Origin of the sequence: Synechococcus sp. Cruz CV12-2-Slac-r (genome assembly GCF_024346075.1) — a bacterium.
Lineage (GTDB): Bacteria > Cyanobacteriota > Cyanobacteriia > PCC-6307 > Cyanobiaceae > Synechococcus_D.
In genome coordinates this window covers 1-15297 of the sequence record NZ_JAGQEK010000031.1, presented here as the reverse complement: position 1 = coordinate 15297, position 15297 = coordinate 1, and the positions used below count along the sequence as shown (strand labels likewise).

General features: G+C 47.6%; 15 protein-coding genes and 1 pseudogene. 9 read left to right on the top strand and 7 right to left on the bottom strand.

Annotated features, from left to right (window positions below; genetic code table 11):
- Positions 1–1111 (top strand): annotated as a pseudogene (locus KB557_RS04395) (glutamine synthetase type III); the annotation flags it as partial.
- Between the two features lie 11 nt (positions 1112–1122).
- On the opposite strand, the gene KB557_RS04390 reads toward KB557_RS04395, so the two are convergent.
- The 7 genes from KB557_RS04390 to KB557_RS04360 all read right to left on the bottom strand — a co-directional run bounded on the left by KB557_RS04390 (position 1123) and on the right by KB557_RS04360 (position 7703).
- Positions 1123–2859 (bottom strand): alpha-keto acid decarboxylase family protein, encoded by a 1737-nt coding sequence (locus KB557_RS04390; RefSeq protein WP_255131638.1) that lies wholly within the window; start codon positions 2857–2859, stop codon positions 1123–1125.
- A complete protein-coding gene (locus tag KB557_RS04385) occupies positions 2852–3082 on the bottom strand; it encodes a hypothetical protein (RefSeq protein ID WP_255131636.1) in 231 nt (76 codons plus the stop codon). The genes KB557_RS04390 and KB557_RS04385 overlap by 8 nt, the downstream gene beginning before the upstream one ends.
- Positions 3083–3180: 98 nt before the next feature.
- On the bottom strand, positions 3181–4152 hold the full coding sequence (sds, locus tag KB557_RS04380) for a solanesyl diphosphate synthase (protein WP_255131641.1): 972 nt from the start codon (positions 4150–4152) through the stop codon (positions 3181–3183).
- Between the two features lie 32 nt (positions 4153–4184).
- Positions 4185–4985 (bottom strand): glutamate racemase, encoded by an 801-nt coding sequence (murI, locus tag KB557_RS04375; RefSeq protein ID WP_315856190.1) that lies wholly within the window; start codon positions 4983–4985, stop codon positions 4185–4187.
- A gap of 14 nt (positions 4986–4999) precedes the next feature.
- A complete protein-coding gene (locus KB557_RS04370; protein WP_255131634.1) occupies positions 5000–6016 on the bottom strand; it encodes an N-acetylmuramoyl-L-alanine amidase in 1017 nt (338 codons plus the stop codon).
- Positions 6017–6111: 95 nt separating this feature from the next.
- On the bottom strand, positions 6112–6930 hold the full coding sequence (locus tag KB557_RS04365) for a carbon-nitrogen hydrolase family protein (protein ID WP_255131632.1): 819 nt from the start codon (positions 6928–6930) through the stop codon (positions 6112–6114).
- A 35-nt stretch (positions 6931–6965) separates the two neighbouring features.
- Positions 6966–7703: a 2-phosphosulfolactate phosphatase family protein gene (locus tag KB557_RS04360; protein WP_255131630.1), complete on the bottom strand. Its 738-nt coding sequence runs from the start codon at positions 7701–7703 to the stop codon at positions 6966–6968.
- A 54-nt stretch (positions 7704–7757) separates the two neighbouring features.
- Between KB557_RS04360 and KB557_RS04355 the strand changes: the two genes are divergently transcribed.
- From KB557_RS04355 to KB557_RS04320, 8 genes are all read left to right on the top strand, one after another.
- Positions 7758–9329, top strand: a complete 1572-nt coding sequence (locus tag KB557_RS04355) for a UbiD family decarboxylase (protein ID WP_255131628.1) — start codon at positions 7758–7760, stop codon at positions 9327–9329.
- Between the two features lie 14 nt (positions 9330–9343).
- Positions 9344–9802 carry an Rrf2 family transcriptional regulator gene (locus tag KB557_RS04350; RefSeq protein ID WP_255131626.1) on the top strand — a complete coding sequence of 153 codons (459 nt, stop codon included), beginning with the start codon at positions 9344–9346 and terminating at the stop codon, positions 9800–9802.
- 35 nt (positions 9803–9837) lie between these two features.
- Positions 9838–11148, top strand: coding sequence for a 3-phosphoshikimate 1-carboxyvinyltransferase (aroA, locus tag KB557_RS04345; RefSeq protein ID WP_255131623.1), 1311 nt, complete (start codon positions 9838–9840; stop codon positions 11146–11148).
- Positions 11149–11183: 35 nt separating this feature from the next.
- The gene (glmU, locus tag KB557_RS04340; protein ID WP_255131621.1) at positions 11184–12530 is read left to right on the top strand and encodes a bifunctional UDP-N-acetylglucosamine diphosphorylase/glucosamine-1-phosphate N-acetyltransferase GlmU; all 1347 of its coding nucleotides are present in this window, start codon (positions 11184–11186) and stop codon (positions 12528–12530) included.
- A gap of 9 nt (positions 12531–12539) precedes the next feature.
- Positions 12540–13721, top strand: a complete 1182-nt coding sequence (locus tag KB557_RS04335) for an HlyD family efflux transporter periplasmic adaptor subunit (protein WP_255131618.1) — start codon at positions 12540–12542, stop codon at positions 13719–13721.
- Positions 13718–13951, top strand: coding sequence for a hypothetical protein (locus KB557_RS04330; RefSeq protein ID WP_255131617.1), 234 nt, complete (start codon positions 13718–13720; stop codon positions 13949–13951). Before KB557_RS04335 ends, KB557_RS04330 begins: the two co-directional genes overlap by 4 nt.
- Before the next feature lie 57 nt (positions 13952–14008).
- Entirely contained in the window at positions 14009–14893 is an 885-nt protein-coding gene (locus tag KB557_RS11190) for an FtsX-like permease family protein (protein WP_255131616.1), read from the top strand.
- On the top strand, positions 14894–15297 hold a 404-nt coding region (locus KB557_RS04320), incomplete at its 3' end, for an ATP-binding cassette domain-containing protein (protein ID WP_255131615.1).

Below are 15297 nucleotides of genomic sequence, written 5' to 3'. Positions count from 1 at the left end.
GAATTCAACTCAGGGCAATTTGTTAGATCCAGGCAGCACACCCCACGAAAATATGCAGTTTTTATTGTTTTGTGGTGCTGTAATCAGAGGCATTCATCGCTTTGGCCCTTTACTGCGCTCTGTTGTTGCAACTGCTGGAAACGACCATCGACTTGGTGCAAATGAAGCACCTCCAGCAATTATTTCGGTGTATCTCGGCAGCCAATTGGAGGATGTATTTAATCAAATCCGTGAGGGAGAACCTAAATCTTCCTCTACGGCTGGAGTGATGCAAATGGGTGTGGATACTCTGCCCGAATTCCAAAAGGACCCGGGTGATCGCAACCGCACCTCACCATTTGCATTCACAGGTAATCGTTTTGAATTTAGAGCTGTTGGTTCGGGTCAATCGGTGGCAGGTCCGCTGGTGGCTATGAACACAATTCTTGCCGATTCCCTGCAATGGCTTTGCGATGAACTTGAGCGTTGCATTCAAGGTGGAGCATCTTTACAAGACGCTTCCTTTGCAGTGCTTAAACAGATAATGCAGGAAAATGGTTCGGTAGTTTTTGGTGGCGACGGATATTCGGAAGAATGGCATCACAAAGCGGTGCATGAGAGGGGCTTAGAAAATTTGCCCACCTGCGCTGATGCGCTTCCTGTATTGGAGAGACCTGAAATTGCTGATCTATTTGAACGCCAGGGTGTTTTAAGCAGAGTGGAATTACAAAGCCGCTATGAAGTTTATGCAGAGCAATACATTCTTGCAATTGAGGTGGAAGCAAAATTAGCCCTGCGCATGGCCCGCACCCAAATACAACCGGCCGTTCAAGGCAGCCTTGGGGATCTCAGCGGATCATTAATGGAGCAAAAGAGCTTGGGTTTACCAATAGACACAAGTTTGGCTGAACAGATCTGTTCCCTTAATAAAGATCTTCAAGATCAGATTGTTGTTTTGGAACAAGCCTTGAATAACCCACCCCATGGCAGCGCTGCCCATATGAAGCACTGCGCTGAAGTACTTTTGCCAATAATGCTTAAATTGCGTAAAGCTGCTGATTCTTTAGAACTATTGGTAGACGATGATCGTTGGCCATTACCCACCTATCAAGAGATGTTATTTATACGATAAATATTATTTTATTATTCAATACTATCAGGCGGAGTATGTTGTTTTTGCAGGCGATCAACGATCGCCTGCGCTATATGCTTACTATCGCTAGCTGGAACCACAACTTCTAAATATGCAGCATTTTGTTGCATATTTATATCTTTAAAGGCGTTTTCTAACTCAGCTACACTTTGAACCCGAGCACACCACCAATTATCACAGCCCATAGTTATCGGTAATTTACTGTAGCTCCATGGCGCCAATATGTTGTATTCATGATTGCGATCGCTGAGCATATCTTCTATACCATAACAACTATTATTCAAGATAATTACAACTGGTTTTACGCCATAACGCCCCATTACACCTATCTCCTGAGCTGTTAATTGATGGGCTCCATCTCCACTAAGTAATACAACTCTTTTTTCAGGTTGCGCCATTGCTACACCCATTGCAGCGGGGGTAGCCCATCCGATTGAACTCCATAACGTTTGATTTTCCATATCAACACCATCGGGCAAACGCAGGCTGCTAATTTGCAACATGCAACTTCCCGCCTCAAGCACAAGGACATCTTCACTGCGTAGAAAATTTTGAAAAAGTGGATAAAAGTATTTAGCTGAAATTTGCTCAGCGCCAGTTCCGGTGTTCTTCAAAAATGCAGGCGGTTGGACTGGGCGACTCTCATTCCAATAACAATTAGAAGTTGCAGCAATCTTTGCATCAATTAATCCATCGAGCATATCTTGCAATGCAACACTTGTAAAAACAGATCCAGAGGATTGCACCCAGTCATAGCGAATGCTTACCAAAGATTTGGGGTTAATACCATCTGTCCATATTCCTGTATTTAAATCTTCTTGAATCAAACCGCCAATATCTAATACCAAATCAGATTCTTGTATAATTTGCTTCAATATAGCTGGTTGAGACATATCGCCGCTATATACACCTAGATATCCTGGATGGGATTCAGATAAAATCCCACGATCCATTGGTGAAGTTGCATAGGGGAGGCCACTAGATTCAAGAAATTTTTCAAAGGTATTATTTAAACCAAATCGAGATATCGTGCGCGTAGCCAATACTATTGGGTTTTTCGCTTTAACTAATTTATTTAACACATGTGTTAATGCTGCATTTAATTCTTCAGGGTCGCTTTGCCTTTGCCTAATTGTGCCAATAACGCTACCTTTTAATGGAATTCCAAGCACTGGCATTAAAGCTAAATCCATCGGAATTACTAAATATGCTGGCTGACTTTCCTCCAAGGCTTTATCAATCACCCGCTCCAATTCCAGTACAACATTTTCAGGGCTAAGGCGTGCACTTACGCAGCAGGCAGCGGCTGAAAGGGGTTCGAAATTTCCAAATACTCCATCACCGAGGGTGTGATGAGCAACCAAGCCCTGTTTAACAATTCTTGTGCTTGGTGCTCCAACAATGTGAAACACCGGCACTCTTTCAGCCATAGCGCCCATTACACCATTTAAGGCACTTAGTTCTCCAACTCCGTAAGTAGTTGAAAGTATCGCAGCGCCCCTGCGTCTGGCATATCCGTCTGCTGCATAGGCAGCATTCAATTCATTGGCTGATGCAATCCAGGTTAAGCGCTGATCTTCTTCTACAGCATCATTAATAGGAAAGGAGTAGTCGCCTGGAACACCAAAAACCCTATCTATCCCCAGATCAGCTAGACGTTGCAACGTATAAGCAACAACTGAAATTTTCGTATTATTCAAAACCTCTCCCATATCTTGACTAGACAAGGCAGCCCATCCGCTGCTCTAAACGATTAACTACCTCAGGCCAGCTCAAGTGAATGGGCTTTGCTGGAGCTTGCTTGATTAACTCACCATGAAAATGGGCAAGAATTTGATGGTGTAAGCGTGCCACTTCGTCGCGACGAATGCCTTTGGGTAATTCACAAACCATCAGGGCATGACCATGGCGATCTGTGAGTGTGATGTGTTGGGCAACAGCAAAAGACATGGAACAGATAGCGATCGATGCGGCATTCCTAAGCGGGTAAAGCATCAAAACCCAAAACCCTTACTTTTAATTTGGTTTCCACACCAAATAAGGCTTTTTTAGTAAAGACGGCTTAACACAAAATCTGGTAGGTCTAGCAGTGCAGACTTCGCTTCTGATGGGGCGAGGAAATCTAAGCAGGCTCGGGCCTCATGGCTAAATTTCTCAGCCAGCTCACGGGAGCGTGCAATTCCCCTACTTTGATGCACAAGGGCAAGGGCTTGCTCTAGATCGCCAGCTTCGTTGAATTCCCGCTCAATCAAACCGGAAAGCGCAGGAAATTCTTCCATCGCGTAGATAACAGGTGCTGTGAGAGTGCCCGATGCAAGATCAGAGGCAGCCGGTTTGCCAAGTTGAGCATCATCAGCTGTAAAATCGAGAATATCATCCACAACTTGAAAAGCTAAACCTAAAAGCCTTCCAAATTCATAAAGTGATTTTAATTCAGTAGTTGGTAAATCTGAAAGTACCCCCGCAGCTTTTGCACTATTGGCCATTAAAGATGCGGTTTTTCTATAACTTTTATCTAAATATGAATCTAAGCTTTGCCCAGTATCAAAACGGTAGAGGCCCTGTCGAATCTCTCCTTCAGCAAGATCCATAATTACTCTGGATAACAATTTAACAACTTCCAAATTATCTAAATTTGCAAGGTGCCAACTTGATTGAGCGAACAAAAAGTCGCCTGCTAACACAGCAACTCGATGACTAAATCTACTGTGAACAGTGGCGACGCCCCGGCGAGTGTCTGCCTCATCAACTACATCGTCGTGAACCAACGAGGCTGTATGGATCATCTCCGTAATTTCTGCCAAGCGTCGATGCCTAGGCCCCAGTTCACCGTTCGGTGAAAGTGCCCGCGATAACAAAAGCACAATGCCTGGCCTGAGCCGCTTTCCACCGGCGCTAAATAAATGTTCAGCTGCAGCTTGCAAGATCGGATGGCCGGCGCCGATCAATACACGTAAATCGCTCAGCAGATCCTCCAGATCAGATTCAACAGGCTGAAGTAGTTCTGCAACTGTTGTCATGTAAACACCATTATCAATTGATCTTAGGGGGCTCAACCTGCTTGCTGAAGTTTCACCCACTCCACCTTTTGGCTGGCTCCAAGCCAATGCTCTAGCCCTGCTGCAAAGGGTTCAGGATCACCGGTAACAAGAAAGCGGCAACCGCTAAAGGCATCGGCGCCATGGGGAAGAGGCAGGGGCGCTGGCAGCATTTCGCAAAGCACATCAACGGCGGCAATAGCAGGATCAACCAATTCGATATGGGATGGCAAAAGCTGTTGCAACAGAGGTTCCAAAAGTGGGTAGTGGGTGCAGCCCAGCACGATGGTTTCCACCTCAGCGGCCAACAGCGGCTCAAGGTAGTTCTTGGCTGCTTCGATAAGGGCCCCGCTGCCTAGATCGTGTCTTTCGATAGCTGGTACAAAAAAGGGACAGCCCACTTCAACAACGGTGATCTGGGTGTTTGCTGCCCTAAAGGCCTTGCCGTAGGCGCCACTGCCGGCAGTAGCAGGGGTTGCCAGCACACCTACACGAGATGCTCTTACAACCTTGGCTACTGCCTCAATTAAACCCACCACTGGCCCACCTGCAGTGGCCTCAGCCACATCCAGTGCGATTGCGTTGGATGTGTTGCAGGCCATCAATAAAGCCTGGCTGCCCTGCTTCTTCAAATAGCTCGTTACCTCAGCTGCAATAACGCGAATTTCGGCAGCGCTGCGGCCGCCATAGGGAACTCGTGCTGTATCAGCTAAATAAATACAGGGCTGTCCAGGACGCAAACTGAGCAACCGTCTTAAAACTGTGAGGCCGCCAAGGCCGCTGTCAAACATTCCAAGTACTGCATCTGCAGACAATCCCTGCGGCAAGTTCAACCTTCAAGCCTCAAATAATCAAGGATTCCAGCAGCAATGGCCAGGGATAACTGACGGCGATGGGCAGGATCGATCATGTCGGCAGCATCATCAGAGCCAGTAAGAAATCCAACCTCAACTAGGGAGGAGGGCATTCGAGTGGCCTTAATTACATAAAAACGACCCTCTTTTACACCTCGATTAGTGCGGCGCACCGTTTTAAGCAGTGATGAATGAATTGCACTGGCCAAATTTCTACCTTGTAGGCTCTGAAAATAGAAGGTTTCAAGCCCATTCACATCTGGCCTGCTCATGCTTAAGGCGTTGGCGTGAATGCTTACAAAGGCGTCGGCACCGCTGTTGTTTGCAAGTTGCACTCTCGGTGGCAAATCCACATCGATATCGCCACTTCGGGTGAGCAAAGCCTCTACACCCCTGCTACGCAGCAGTTCAGCAACTTGCAAAGAGATCTCCAACACCACATCCTTCTCCTGGTTTCCGCCAATTCCCACTGCCCCTGGATCTGGCCCGCCGTGGCCTGGATCTATAACAATTCGAAAGCGCCCGCGGTTCACCTGGGGCAGGTCGCTTGCTTGCATTGTGCGCAGGGGCGGGCGCGGCGAAAGTTGTGTTTCACCTGGTTTGTAACCAGGCAAAGGCATTGGCACAACTGGATCAACCCGATCAACGTTGCCTTCACCAAATGCGATGAATCCTCCCAGCTGATTGGGAAGTTGCAGTTTCCAATTGTTGCTATCAACTCCCTCTAATTTCAATTGGGTGGGATCTAACTGCGTTCCAGGCAAAAATTCAATTACAAGCCTTGTGATGCCAGGCTCCGGCGCTCCGATTCGCACCTGTCTGATCGGGCCTGCCCCTGCAATATTGCGAGGGCGCGTAGGGGTGCCGGGAAAATCAATCCATAGTCTGGGGCCACGATTTCCTCCCCCTGCATCAAATGAAGCGGTGAGATTCACATTTGGGGTTGTACGTAGCTCCAACACACCATCAGCATTAATACGCCATGCGCCCAAGGCACTAAATGCACGAACTGGCGAAGCAAAAAGAACAGCCAGGGCCGCAAAGGTTGCAAAACTGCATCGCCGCCAGTGCTTAATCATTCCTGAATTCAGAACAAGCTTGGACGCCTATGCCGCAGGCTCGGCATCTGAGCCCTAACCCGCTGTAGGTGGCTTGGATCAACCGGTGCAACAGCAGCTCCAGGGCTAACCCCAGCATCGGCCAGCACCGTGCCCCACGGATCGATAACAAGGGCATGGCCATGGCTTTGACGGCGCCCATAGTGCAGGCCAGTTTGAGCTGGCGCAAGTATGTAGGCGGTATTTTCGATGGCCCTCGATTGCAGCAATACCTGCCAATGATCTTTGCCGGTGTAAGCGGTGAAAGCAGCTGGCACCATTATTAATTCAGCCCCGGCTCCCACTAGATGGCGATAAAGCTCTGGGAAGCGCACGTCGTAGCAAATAGACAGCCCAATTTTGCATAAACCAGGCACTGCAACAACAGGTGGCAATTCGTTGCCAGAGCAAACGGTGGCGGATTCCGTGAATGTGTTTCCGTCTGGAAGATCCACATCAAAAAGGTGAATCTTGTCGTAACGAGCAAGCAAAAGCCCATCAACGCCAACTAATTCTGAACGGTTGTAAGTGAGCTTTTCCCCTGCCGGCACCGGGAAACCGCCGCCCAAGAGAGTTACTTGATATCGACGCGCCATCGTTACTAAAAAACGACTGCAACGCTCCGCAAGACTTGGGGCTAATTCAATTTTGCGAACTTCTTCACCCATAAAGGCAAAGTTTTCGGGTAGGCCCACCAAATCGGCACCGCGGCGGGCCGCTAACTCAATCAATTCCTCGGCCTGGGCAAAGTTTGCATCCGGATCAGGGGTGCTGTTCATTTGCAGGGCTGCTGCAAGGAAGCTGCTCAAAACCAAGTGTTCTTCTCTCCAAACTGTACCCAGCTTCAGGATGACTTCAAAACCCCTGGCTCACTTTGCTGTGGTACCACTTCAAGGCTGTCTACAGCGGCGCAGCAAGCAAAATCAGCGTCGTGATCACCTAATCGCTCCAATCGCTGGCCATGACTGGCCAGGCGGAGCGCCTGTTCCGGCTGGTGCTGCCAGTGGCTCCACAAAGCATGGGCTGCGCACAATTCATCGTTAGCCGCAATCGTTTTCAAATCCATTCCCCCCTGGCCCAGCAATGCGGCAGCAAGTGCTCCAGCGGCAAGGCTGTCTTCCAAGGAGTAGTCGCCTTCCCAGCCGCTTCCCACCACCCAAACGGTTTCAGGTGCTTGCTGAAGCAAGCGCTTTGCAACAGCCGATCTATTCACCAGTGCGGCGGTAACAAGAAGGGGTGCAGTTTGCACTCGATCGAGGGCCCTAGTGCCGTTTGTAGTGCTCACGAAAATTCGTTTCCCGGCAACTATTTCAGCTGTTACCGCCAGGGGGGAGTTACCCAGATCGAAGCCCTCCAGGCGGCTCCCACCCCTCTCTCCAGCCCGCAAGCAGAGCTGTTGCGGCCAGGCAGCAGCAGCGGCGTTGAGCTCGTCGAGATTGGCAAAAGCCTGCACAGCTTCTGCGCCGTTATGGAGTGCCCAGGCCATGGTGCTGGTGGCCCGCAACACATCAATCACAACGGCTGCTGCTGCCATAGAGCCAGAAGGCACCCGCTCGGGGGTGTGGAAATAAGAAACACGCATCGCACAAGGCACGGGCTAGGTGCGCCACAGTAGGAGCCACCTTTCTTGATACAAATGGCGCAGCGCACCCTGCGTGATTTTCTGAAGCTTCTGGAACAGCGGGGCCAGCTGCGCCGCATCAGCGCTCCTGTGAATCCCGACCTTGAAGTGGCTGCCATCGCAGACCGGGTTTTGGCGGCTGGAGGGCCGGCCCTTTTATTTGAAAATGTGATCGGCAGCCCCATGCCGCTTGTACTCAACCTTTTAGGCACCGTTGAAAGAGTTGTGTGGAGCATGGGCCTTGAGCGGGTTGAGGAGCTGGAAGAACTGGGCAGCAGACTCGCTTTATTACAACAACCAAGGCCGCCAAAAGGCTTGCAGGAAACCGCTGCCTTCGGACGCGTGCTGTGGGATTTGGTAAAAGCTCGTCCAGATTTGGATTTATTCCCCCCCTGCCAGCAAATTATTCAAAAGGGGGATCAAATAAATCTCGATCAGCTACCCCTGATCCGCCCCTGGCCAGGCGACGCAGGCAGGGTGATCACCCTTGGCCTTGTGATCACCCGCGATCCGGAAACCCGCGTTCCAAATGTGGGGGTTTATCGCCTTCAACAGCAAGATGCCCACTCAATGACAGTGCATTGGCTCAGCGTGCGAGGCGGGGCCGGACATTTACGTAAAGCAGCTGCCCGGGGCGAAAAGCTGGAAATTGCCGTTGCCCTTGGGGTGCATCCCTTATTGGTAATGGCGGCAGCAACACCGATTCCAGTGCAACTTTCGGAATGGTTATTTGCGGGGTTATATGCAGGCCAGGGTGTGCATCTGGCCCGTTGCAAAACGGTTGATCTCGAGGTGCCAGCCCACAGTGAAATTGTGCTGGAGGGCACGATCACCCCTGGTGAAACAGGCCCAGATGGCCCTTTTGGCGACCACATGGGGTTCTACGGCCTAGAAGAGGCATCACCACTTGTGCGATTCCACTGCATAACGCAGCAAAAAAATCCTGTGATGCTCACCACATTTAGTGGTAGGCCCCCTAAAGAGGAGGCGATGCTTGCTATTGCCCTGAATCGGATTTACACGCCGATCCTGCGCCAGCAAGTTCCTGAGATCATTGATTTCTTCTTGCCTATGGAATCGCTCAGCTACAAATTGGCGGTGATTTCAATTAATAAGGCATATCCGGGCCAAGCAAAAAGGGCGGCGATGGCTTTTTGGAGCGCTCTGCCGCAATTCACCTACACCAAATTTGTGGTGGTGGTTGATCAACAAATAAATGTGAGAGATCCCCGCCAAGTGGTATGGGCTATCGCCGCTCAAGTTGATCCCCAAAGGGATTTATTCGTGTTGCAAGATACCCCCTTTGATTCCCTTGATTTCGCCAGCGAAAGACTTGGTTTGGGCGGGAGGTTGGCTATCGATGCCACCACGAAGATCGGCCCCGAAAAACGCCACGACTGGGGAAAGCCATTAAGCAGAAGTGCTGATCTGGAAAAGCAAATAAGCGCTCGCTGGGAGGAATTAGGTTTGATGGATATAGGCCTTGAAGCTGATTCAGGAAACGTAGTTACGCCGGATCCCAGTTTATTTGGCCTACAACTTGAACATGTGCTGGAACGCTTAGCAAGCCAAGGGGCTAAGCGATAAAAAGGTAAACATCAATGCTTACAAGGGCTGGAACGATTGCTTTAAGGGCCCTTGTGGAACTGGCCCGCCATCCTGGCAGCAAGATATCGGGCCCTGAATTAGCGGCTCGCCAAGGCTTGCCTGCAGCAATGCTGGAGCGCTTGCTTTTAAGTATGCGAAGAGCGGGGCTCGTAGATGCGAGCAGGGGGCGCAGCGGGGGTTATCAACTAAAAATTAGCCCTCAAGAGCTTTATCTAGAAGCGATACTCAGCGCTGTTGGTGGTTGGCGACAAGTGGCGGTAATAAACGACATTTCTGCAAATCAGCCCTCTGCAGCAGCAATCGCCGGCGATCATCTGGAGCTGCAGCTGCAACAAAGACTGCTGCGGGCAATGCAAAAGGAGCTGGCAGCTTTAAGTCTTGCGGAATTGCTCTACGACCAACGCAGCTTGGAAGCCGCCTTAAACCCCGAGGGGGGGCTGATGCTCGGCTGATCCATAGGATTTGGGCTTACAGCCCCACCACCTTTATGGCAATCGGTAGCAAACAAATTTGCGGTGCAGTCGCAAATTTAAGGGGAACCATCCGCGTGCCCGGTGATAAATCGATATCCCATCGAGCTTTGTTGTTTGGTGCAATCGCTGAAGGCAACACGGAAATTGAGGGGCTATTGCCAGCTGAGGATCCCCTCAGCACCGCCAACTGTCTCAGGGCTATGGGGGTAGAGGTATCTGAAATTTCAGTAGGTGTAAACGTTGTTGTTAAGGGGGTGGGATTAAACGGGCTTCAAGAGCCCGAATCGATCCTCGATTGCGGCAATTCAGGCACCACTATGCGCTTGATGTTGGGCCTGATTGCCGGATGCCATGGACGTCACTTCATCCTTGATGGAGATCAATCCCTGCGCACTCGCCCGATGGGGCGAGTGGCAAAACCTCTAGGGCAAATGGGGGCCCAAATCAGCGGCAGGAAGCAGGGCAATCTGGCTCCTCTTGCAATCGCTGGAGCAGCGCTGAAGGGAAAAATCTTGCATACGCTTGTGGCTAGCGCCCAGGTAAAAAGTGCGCTTCTGCTGGCTGCTTTAACGGCAGAGGGCCCCACAACGGTGATTGAACCCAGCCTCTCAAGAGACCACAGCGAACGCATGCTGAGGGCTTTTGGAGCCCAACTCGTATCAAATCCCCTTGCTCCCGAAGTGCATTTGCAACCCGGCCATCAGCTTCATGGTCAACGGGTTGTTGTTCCAGGAGACATAAGTTCAGCAGCTTTTTGGTTGGTGGCTGGATTACTCACTCCAGGAACAGAGTTAATCCTTGAAAACGTGGGTTTGAATCCCAGCCGCACAGGGATCCTCACTGTGCTTAATGCGATGGGCGCAGCTGTGGAATGCCTCGAACACAGAGTGGTGGCCGGGGAGCCAGTGGGAGATCTCCGCGTAAAAACCAGCCCACTAAAAGCATTCACAATCGGCGGTGAATTGATTCCAACCCTCATAGACGAAATCCCAATCCTTGCCGTTGCAGCCCTTGCGGCGGAGGGCACCAGTGTGATCAAAGATGCCGCTGAATTGAGGGTGAAAGAAACCGATCGCCTAGCGGTGATGGCCCGTCAGTTGCGAGCGATGGGGGCTGAGATTGAAGAAACAGCAGATGGTCTTGTGATTCCAGGTTCGCAAAAACTAAGGGGGGCAATGCTCGATAGCGAAACAGATCACCGCGTTGCGATGAGCCTTGCTATCGCTGCACTAAATGCTGAAGGGCCAAGCCAAATTGCTAGGGCTGAGGCAGCTGCGGTTTCCTATCCAAGCTTTTGGGAACACCTAGCAAAAATCCAGGCCTAGTTACCGGTAGATTCCCGCCCAGTTGTTGATTGCTAATGCTGGCCGTAGCCGTGCTTGCCGCAGGGAAGGGTACCCGCATGAAAAGTAGTTTGCCAAAGGTGTTACAGCCGCTGGCTGGCGCCACCTTGCTTGAGAGGGTAATCAAATGCACAAACAGCCTTGAGCCAAATCGGCTCTTGTTGATAGTTGGGCATCAGGCTGAACGGGTGCAACAGCAGCTCCAAGCTCACCCAGGAAAACCAGAGTTTGTTATTCAACAACCTCAAAATGGCACTGGCCATGCCATTCAGCAGTTACTCGAGCCCCTAAGTGATTTCAAAGGCGATCTGTTAGTGCTCAATGGTGATGTGCCGCTTCTGCGCGCTGAAACCCTTGAGAAATTATTGCAATTACACCGGAATAGTGGTTCATCAGTGAGCTTGTTAGCCGCTCATCTTGAAAATCCCAAAGGATATGGCAGAGTTTTTAGTAATGAGAATGGCAGAGTTGATCAGATCATTGAAGACAGGGATTGCGATGAATCACAGCGTTTAAATACATTGATTAATGCAGGAATTTATTGCTTTAAATGGACTGAATTGCAAAAGGTATTGCCAAAATTAAAAAGCGATAATGATCAAGGGGAGCTTTACCTCACAGATACCGTAAAACTTCTAGGTAATGCCACACATTTAGAAGTAAATGATATATCAGAAATTACAGGTATTAATGACAGATGCCAATTGGCTGAATGTGAATCATATCTACAGAAACGCCTTAGGGAGCATTGGCTTAAAGAAGGTGTAAGCTTTATCGATCCAACAAGCTGCACAATTTCAGAGGAAACAAGATTTGGTAAGGACGTAGTAGTTGAACCTCAATGTCACTTTCGCGGCGAATGCTCAATCGGCAATTTTTCAAAAATTGGGCCAGGCTCAGTAATCACAAATTCATCAATAGGTGAAAATGTCAGCGTATTAATGTCAGTTATTAATGGCGCCACAATAGGAGACAACTGCAGCGTTGGACCTTTTGCACATCTAAGGCCAGAAGCGATAATTGCAGCTGAGGTACGTATTGGTAACTTTGTTGAAATCAAAAAAAGTAAAATCGCAACAGGCTGCAAAATAAATCATCTAAGTTATATAGGTGATGCAATTCTTGGTTCTAATGTAAATATTGGTGCCGGCACAATCACTGCAAACTATGACGGCAAAACTAAGCACATTAGCCTGATCGGAAATCAATGCAAAATAGGGGCAAATACTGTATTAGTTGCTCCGATAGAAATCGGCAATAATGTGGTGGTTGGAGCGGGCTCTACTATTACTAAAGATGTGCCTGATGGGTCACTTGCCATAGCGCGATCACGTCAGTACACTAAAGAAGATTATCACGATTAAAATTTTATTATGGAAATTAAAAATTCACTTAATAACAATTCTTTTATTAAGAATTCATTGTTTTGCTTCGTTTTAACGGGTTGCACAGGCGTTTTTGTGGTTGGCTGTCAGTTAAATAAGCCCCCTGAGAAAATTGCCCCTGCCCCCAGGCAAGTATCCGCCCTTGGCAGGCTTGAGCCAGAGAATAAAGTGCGCAAAATTTCTCTGCCAAGCTCCCTTTCTGGAGATCGAATCGAAAAATTATTTGTAGAAGAAAATCAAATAGTTAAAGCTGGTACAGCTCTTGCCATACTTAATAGCCAGGCGGCAAGGCAGGCGAGCCTTCAGGAAGCGAGGCAGGAAGTAAAAGTAGCTCAAAGTGAATTAAACCTGGTTAAATCAGGTGCAAAAAAAGGTGAAATTGGTGCACAGGAATATAAAGTTCAAAGTTTAGAGCGTCAATTAGCAGGTGAAACACTTTCCTTAAACGCAGAAATCAGCTCAGCTCGCTCAAAACAAAAGGAAGCAAAACTGGAAGCCGAGCGCTACGAAGCGCTATTTAAAGTTGGTGGTGTGTCTGAAATACAAAGGGATCGATATCGCACAAGGGCAGATGTTACCGATTCAGATCTTGCCAAAGCCATAAGTAACCGTAACCGCAGCCTTAGCACTATGCAAGCAGACATCAATAGTGCTCGCAATACACTCGCACAAATAAAAGATATTAGGCCGGAGGAAGTAAGCAAGGCTCAGAATCAACTAGACAAAGCACTTGCCACACTTAATAGAGTAAATCAAGAATACAAGGATACAACAATAAGAGCGCCTGAGGATGGTCAGATACTGAAAATAAATGCAAGACCAGGTGACAAAGTTGGAGATGAGGGGTTACTTGAAATGGCTGATACCGCCAATATGGTTGTTGTTGCAGAGGTTTATCAAACAGATTTACCTAAAATAAGTAAAGGGCAATTAGCCACCATAACTGTTGACGGATTTAAGGGCACGATCAGAGCTAAAGTATATCAACTTATTCCTCAGGTAAAACGCCAATCTGTTTTCGCAGGCGAACCTGGAGAAAATATGGACCAACGGGTATTTGAAGTTAAATTAAAACTATTAATTAATGCAGAACAAGCAGAAAAAATTCGACTTGCATCAAATCTTCAAGTAAATGTTGTATTTGATAAAGCGAAGGTAGATAAATTATGAAATTTTCAATTCGCAATCTTTTCAAACAAACCCCCGTGGCGTGGCTGCAGGTGAGCAATAACCCAGCCAAGATGTCTATCGCATTGGCTGGTATTGGATTTTCAAATTTATTAATATTCTTCCAACTGGGTTTAATGGATAGTATTTATAATAGCCAACGTAAACCTATTGAAAAGCTTTCAGCAGACTTAACAATGGTAAGTTCTGGCTACAGCAATCTAGGATCCTGACAAGAATTTGATCGCAGCAGACTTTATCAGGCTCTAGGTGTTAGTGGTGTAGCAGCAGTGTCACCGCTCCGAATTGCTAGGGGTAGCTGGATAACACCTGAAACCAAGCAAAAGTTTGATATTTTTATTTATGGGGTAGGCCTAGACAGAACAACGCTTGATTTTCCTGAAATTGAAAATAATTTATATAAGATACAACCTCTAGGCACAGCATTTTTTGATCGTACTGCAAAAAAACAATATGGTGATATATTTACAAAAATAAAGCAAAACAAATCAACTCCGGTTGAAATAAATGATAAATCGATTAAAATTGTTGATACTTTCAGCCTAGGCGCAACATTCTCATCTGATGCAAATTTAATTACTAGTGATGCAACATTTTTATATCTATTTCCTAATCAGCAAGCAAGAAAGATTCAACTCGGACTAATTCACCTTAAACCTGGTGCATCAGCAATATCGATTCAAAAAGCGTTACAACCATTGATGCCGAAAAATGTAAAAGTTCTAACTCGAGCTGAATTAGCAGATCTTGAGCTTTCCTACTGGAAAAAGAACTCCTCGGTTGGTTTTATATTCACGCTTGGTGTTTTAGTGGGTTTTGTTGTTGGTTCTATCATTGTTTATCAAATCTTATTTGGTGACGTGATGAACTCATTGCCTCAGTATGCAACATTGAAGGCAATGGGATATCGGGATTTGTTTGTAATTAGTATTGTTATTCAACAATCAGCCATTCTTGCGGTTGCAGGTTTTATACCTGGGGTTCTACTTTCGGCTGGCCTGTATGCTTTGCTTGCTAATGTTACAAAATTAACTATATACATGACAACCCTACGGGCTGTTCAGGTGCTGGGCCTTACCTTTATTATGTGTGTTGGCTCAGGCGCTCTCGCAACACGGAAATTGGTTAAATTAGACCCTGCAGATGTTTTTTAAATGAATAATATTACTCCAACTGATACACAGCAAGCACCAATTATTTCCCTTAGAAATGTAAATCATTGGTTTGGTATTGGCGAAAACCGAAAGCATGCCCTAAAAGATCTAAGCCTGGATATTTATCCTGGCCAAATAATTATCTGCACAGGGCCCTCCGGTTCGGGTAAAACTACACTACTCACAATGTTAGGGGGATTGCGATCATGCCAAGAAGGTAGCCTAAAAATATTAGGTGAAGAGTTAAATGGTGCAAGTAAAAAACAGCTCGCATTATTGAGGCTAAATGTTGGTTTTATATTCCAAGCCCATAATTTAATGATGTTTCTTAATGCAAGAAAAAATGTGCGTCTTTCTCTTGAACTGCATGAAGAATACTATTCAGAAAATATGGATCAAATCGC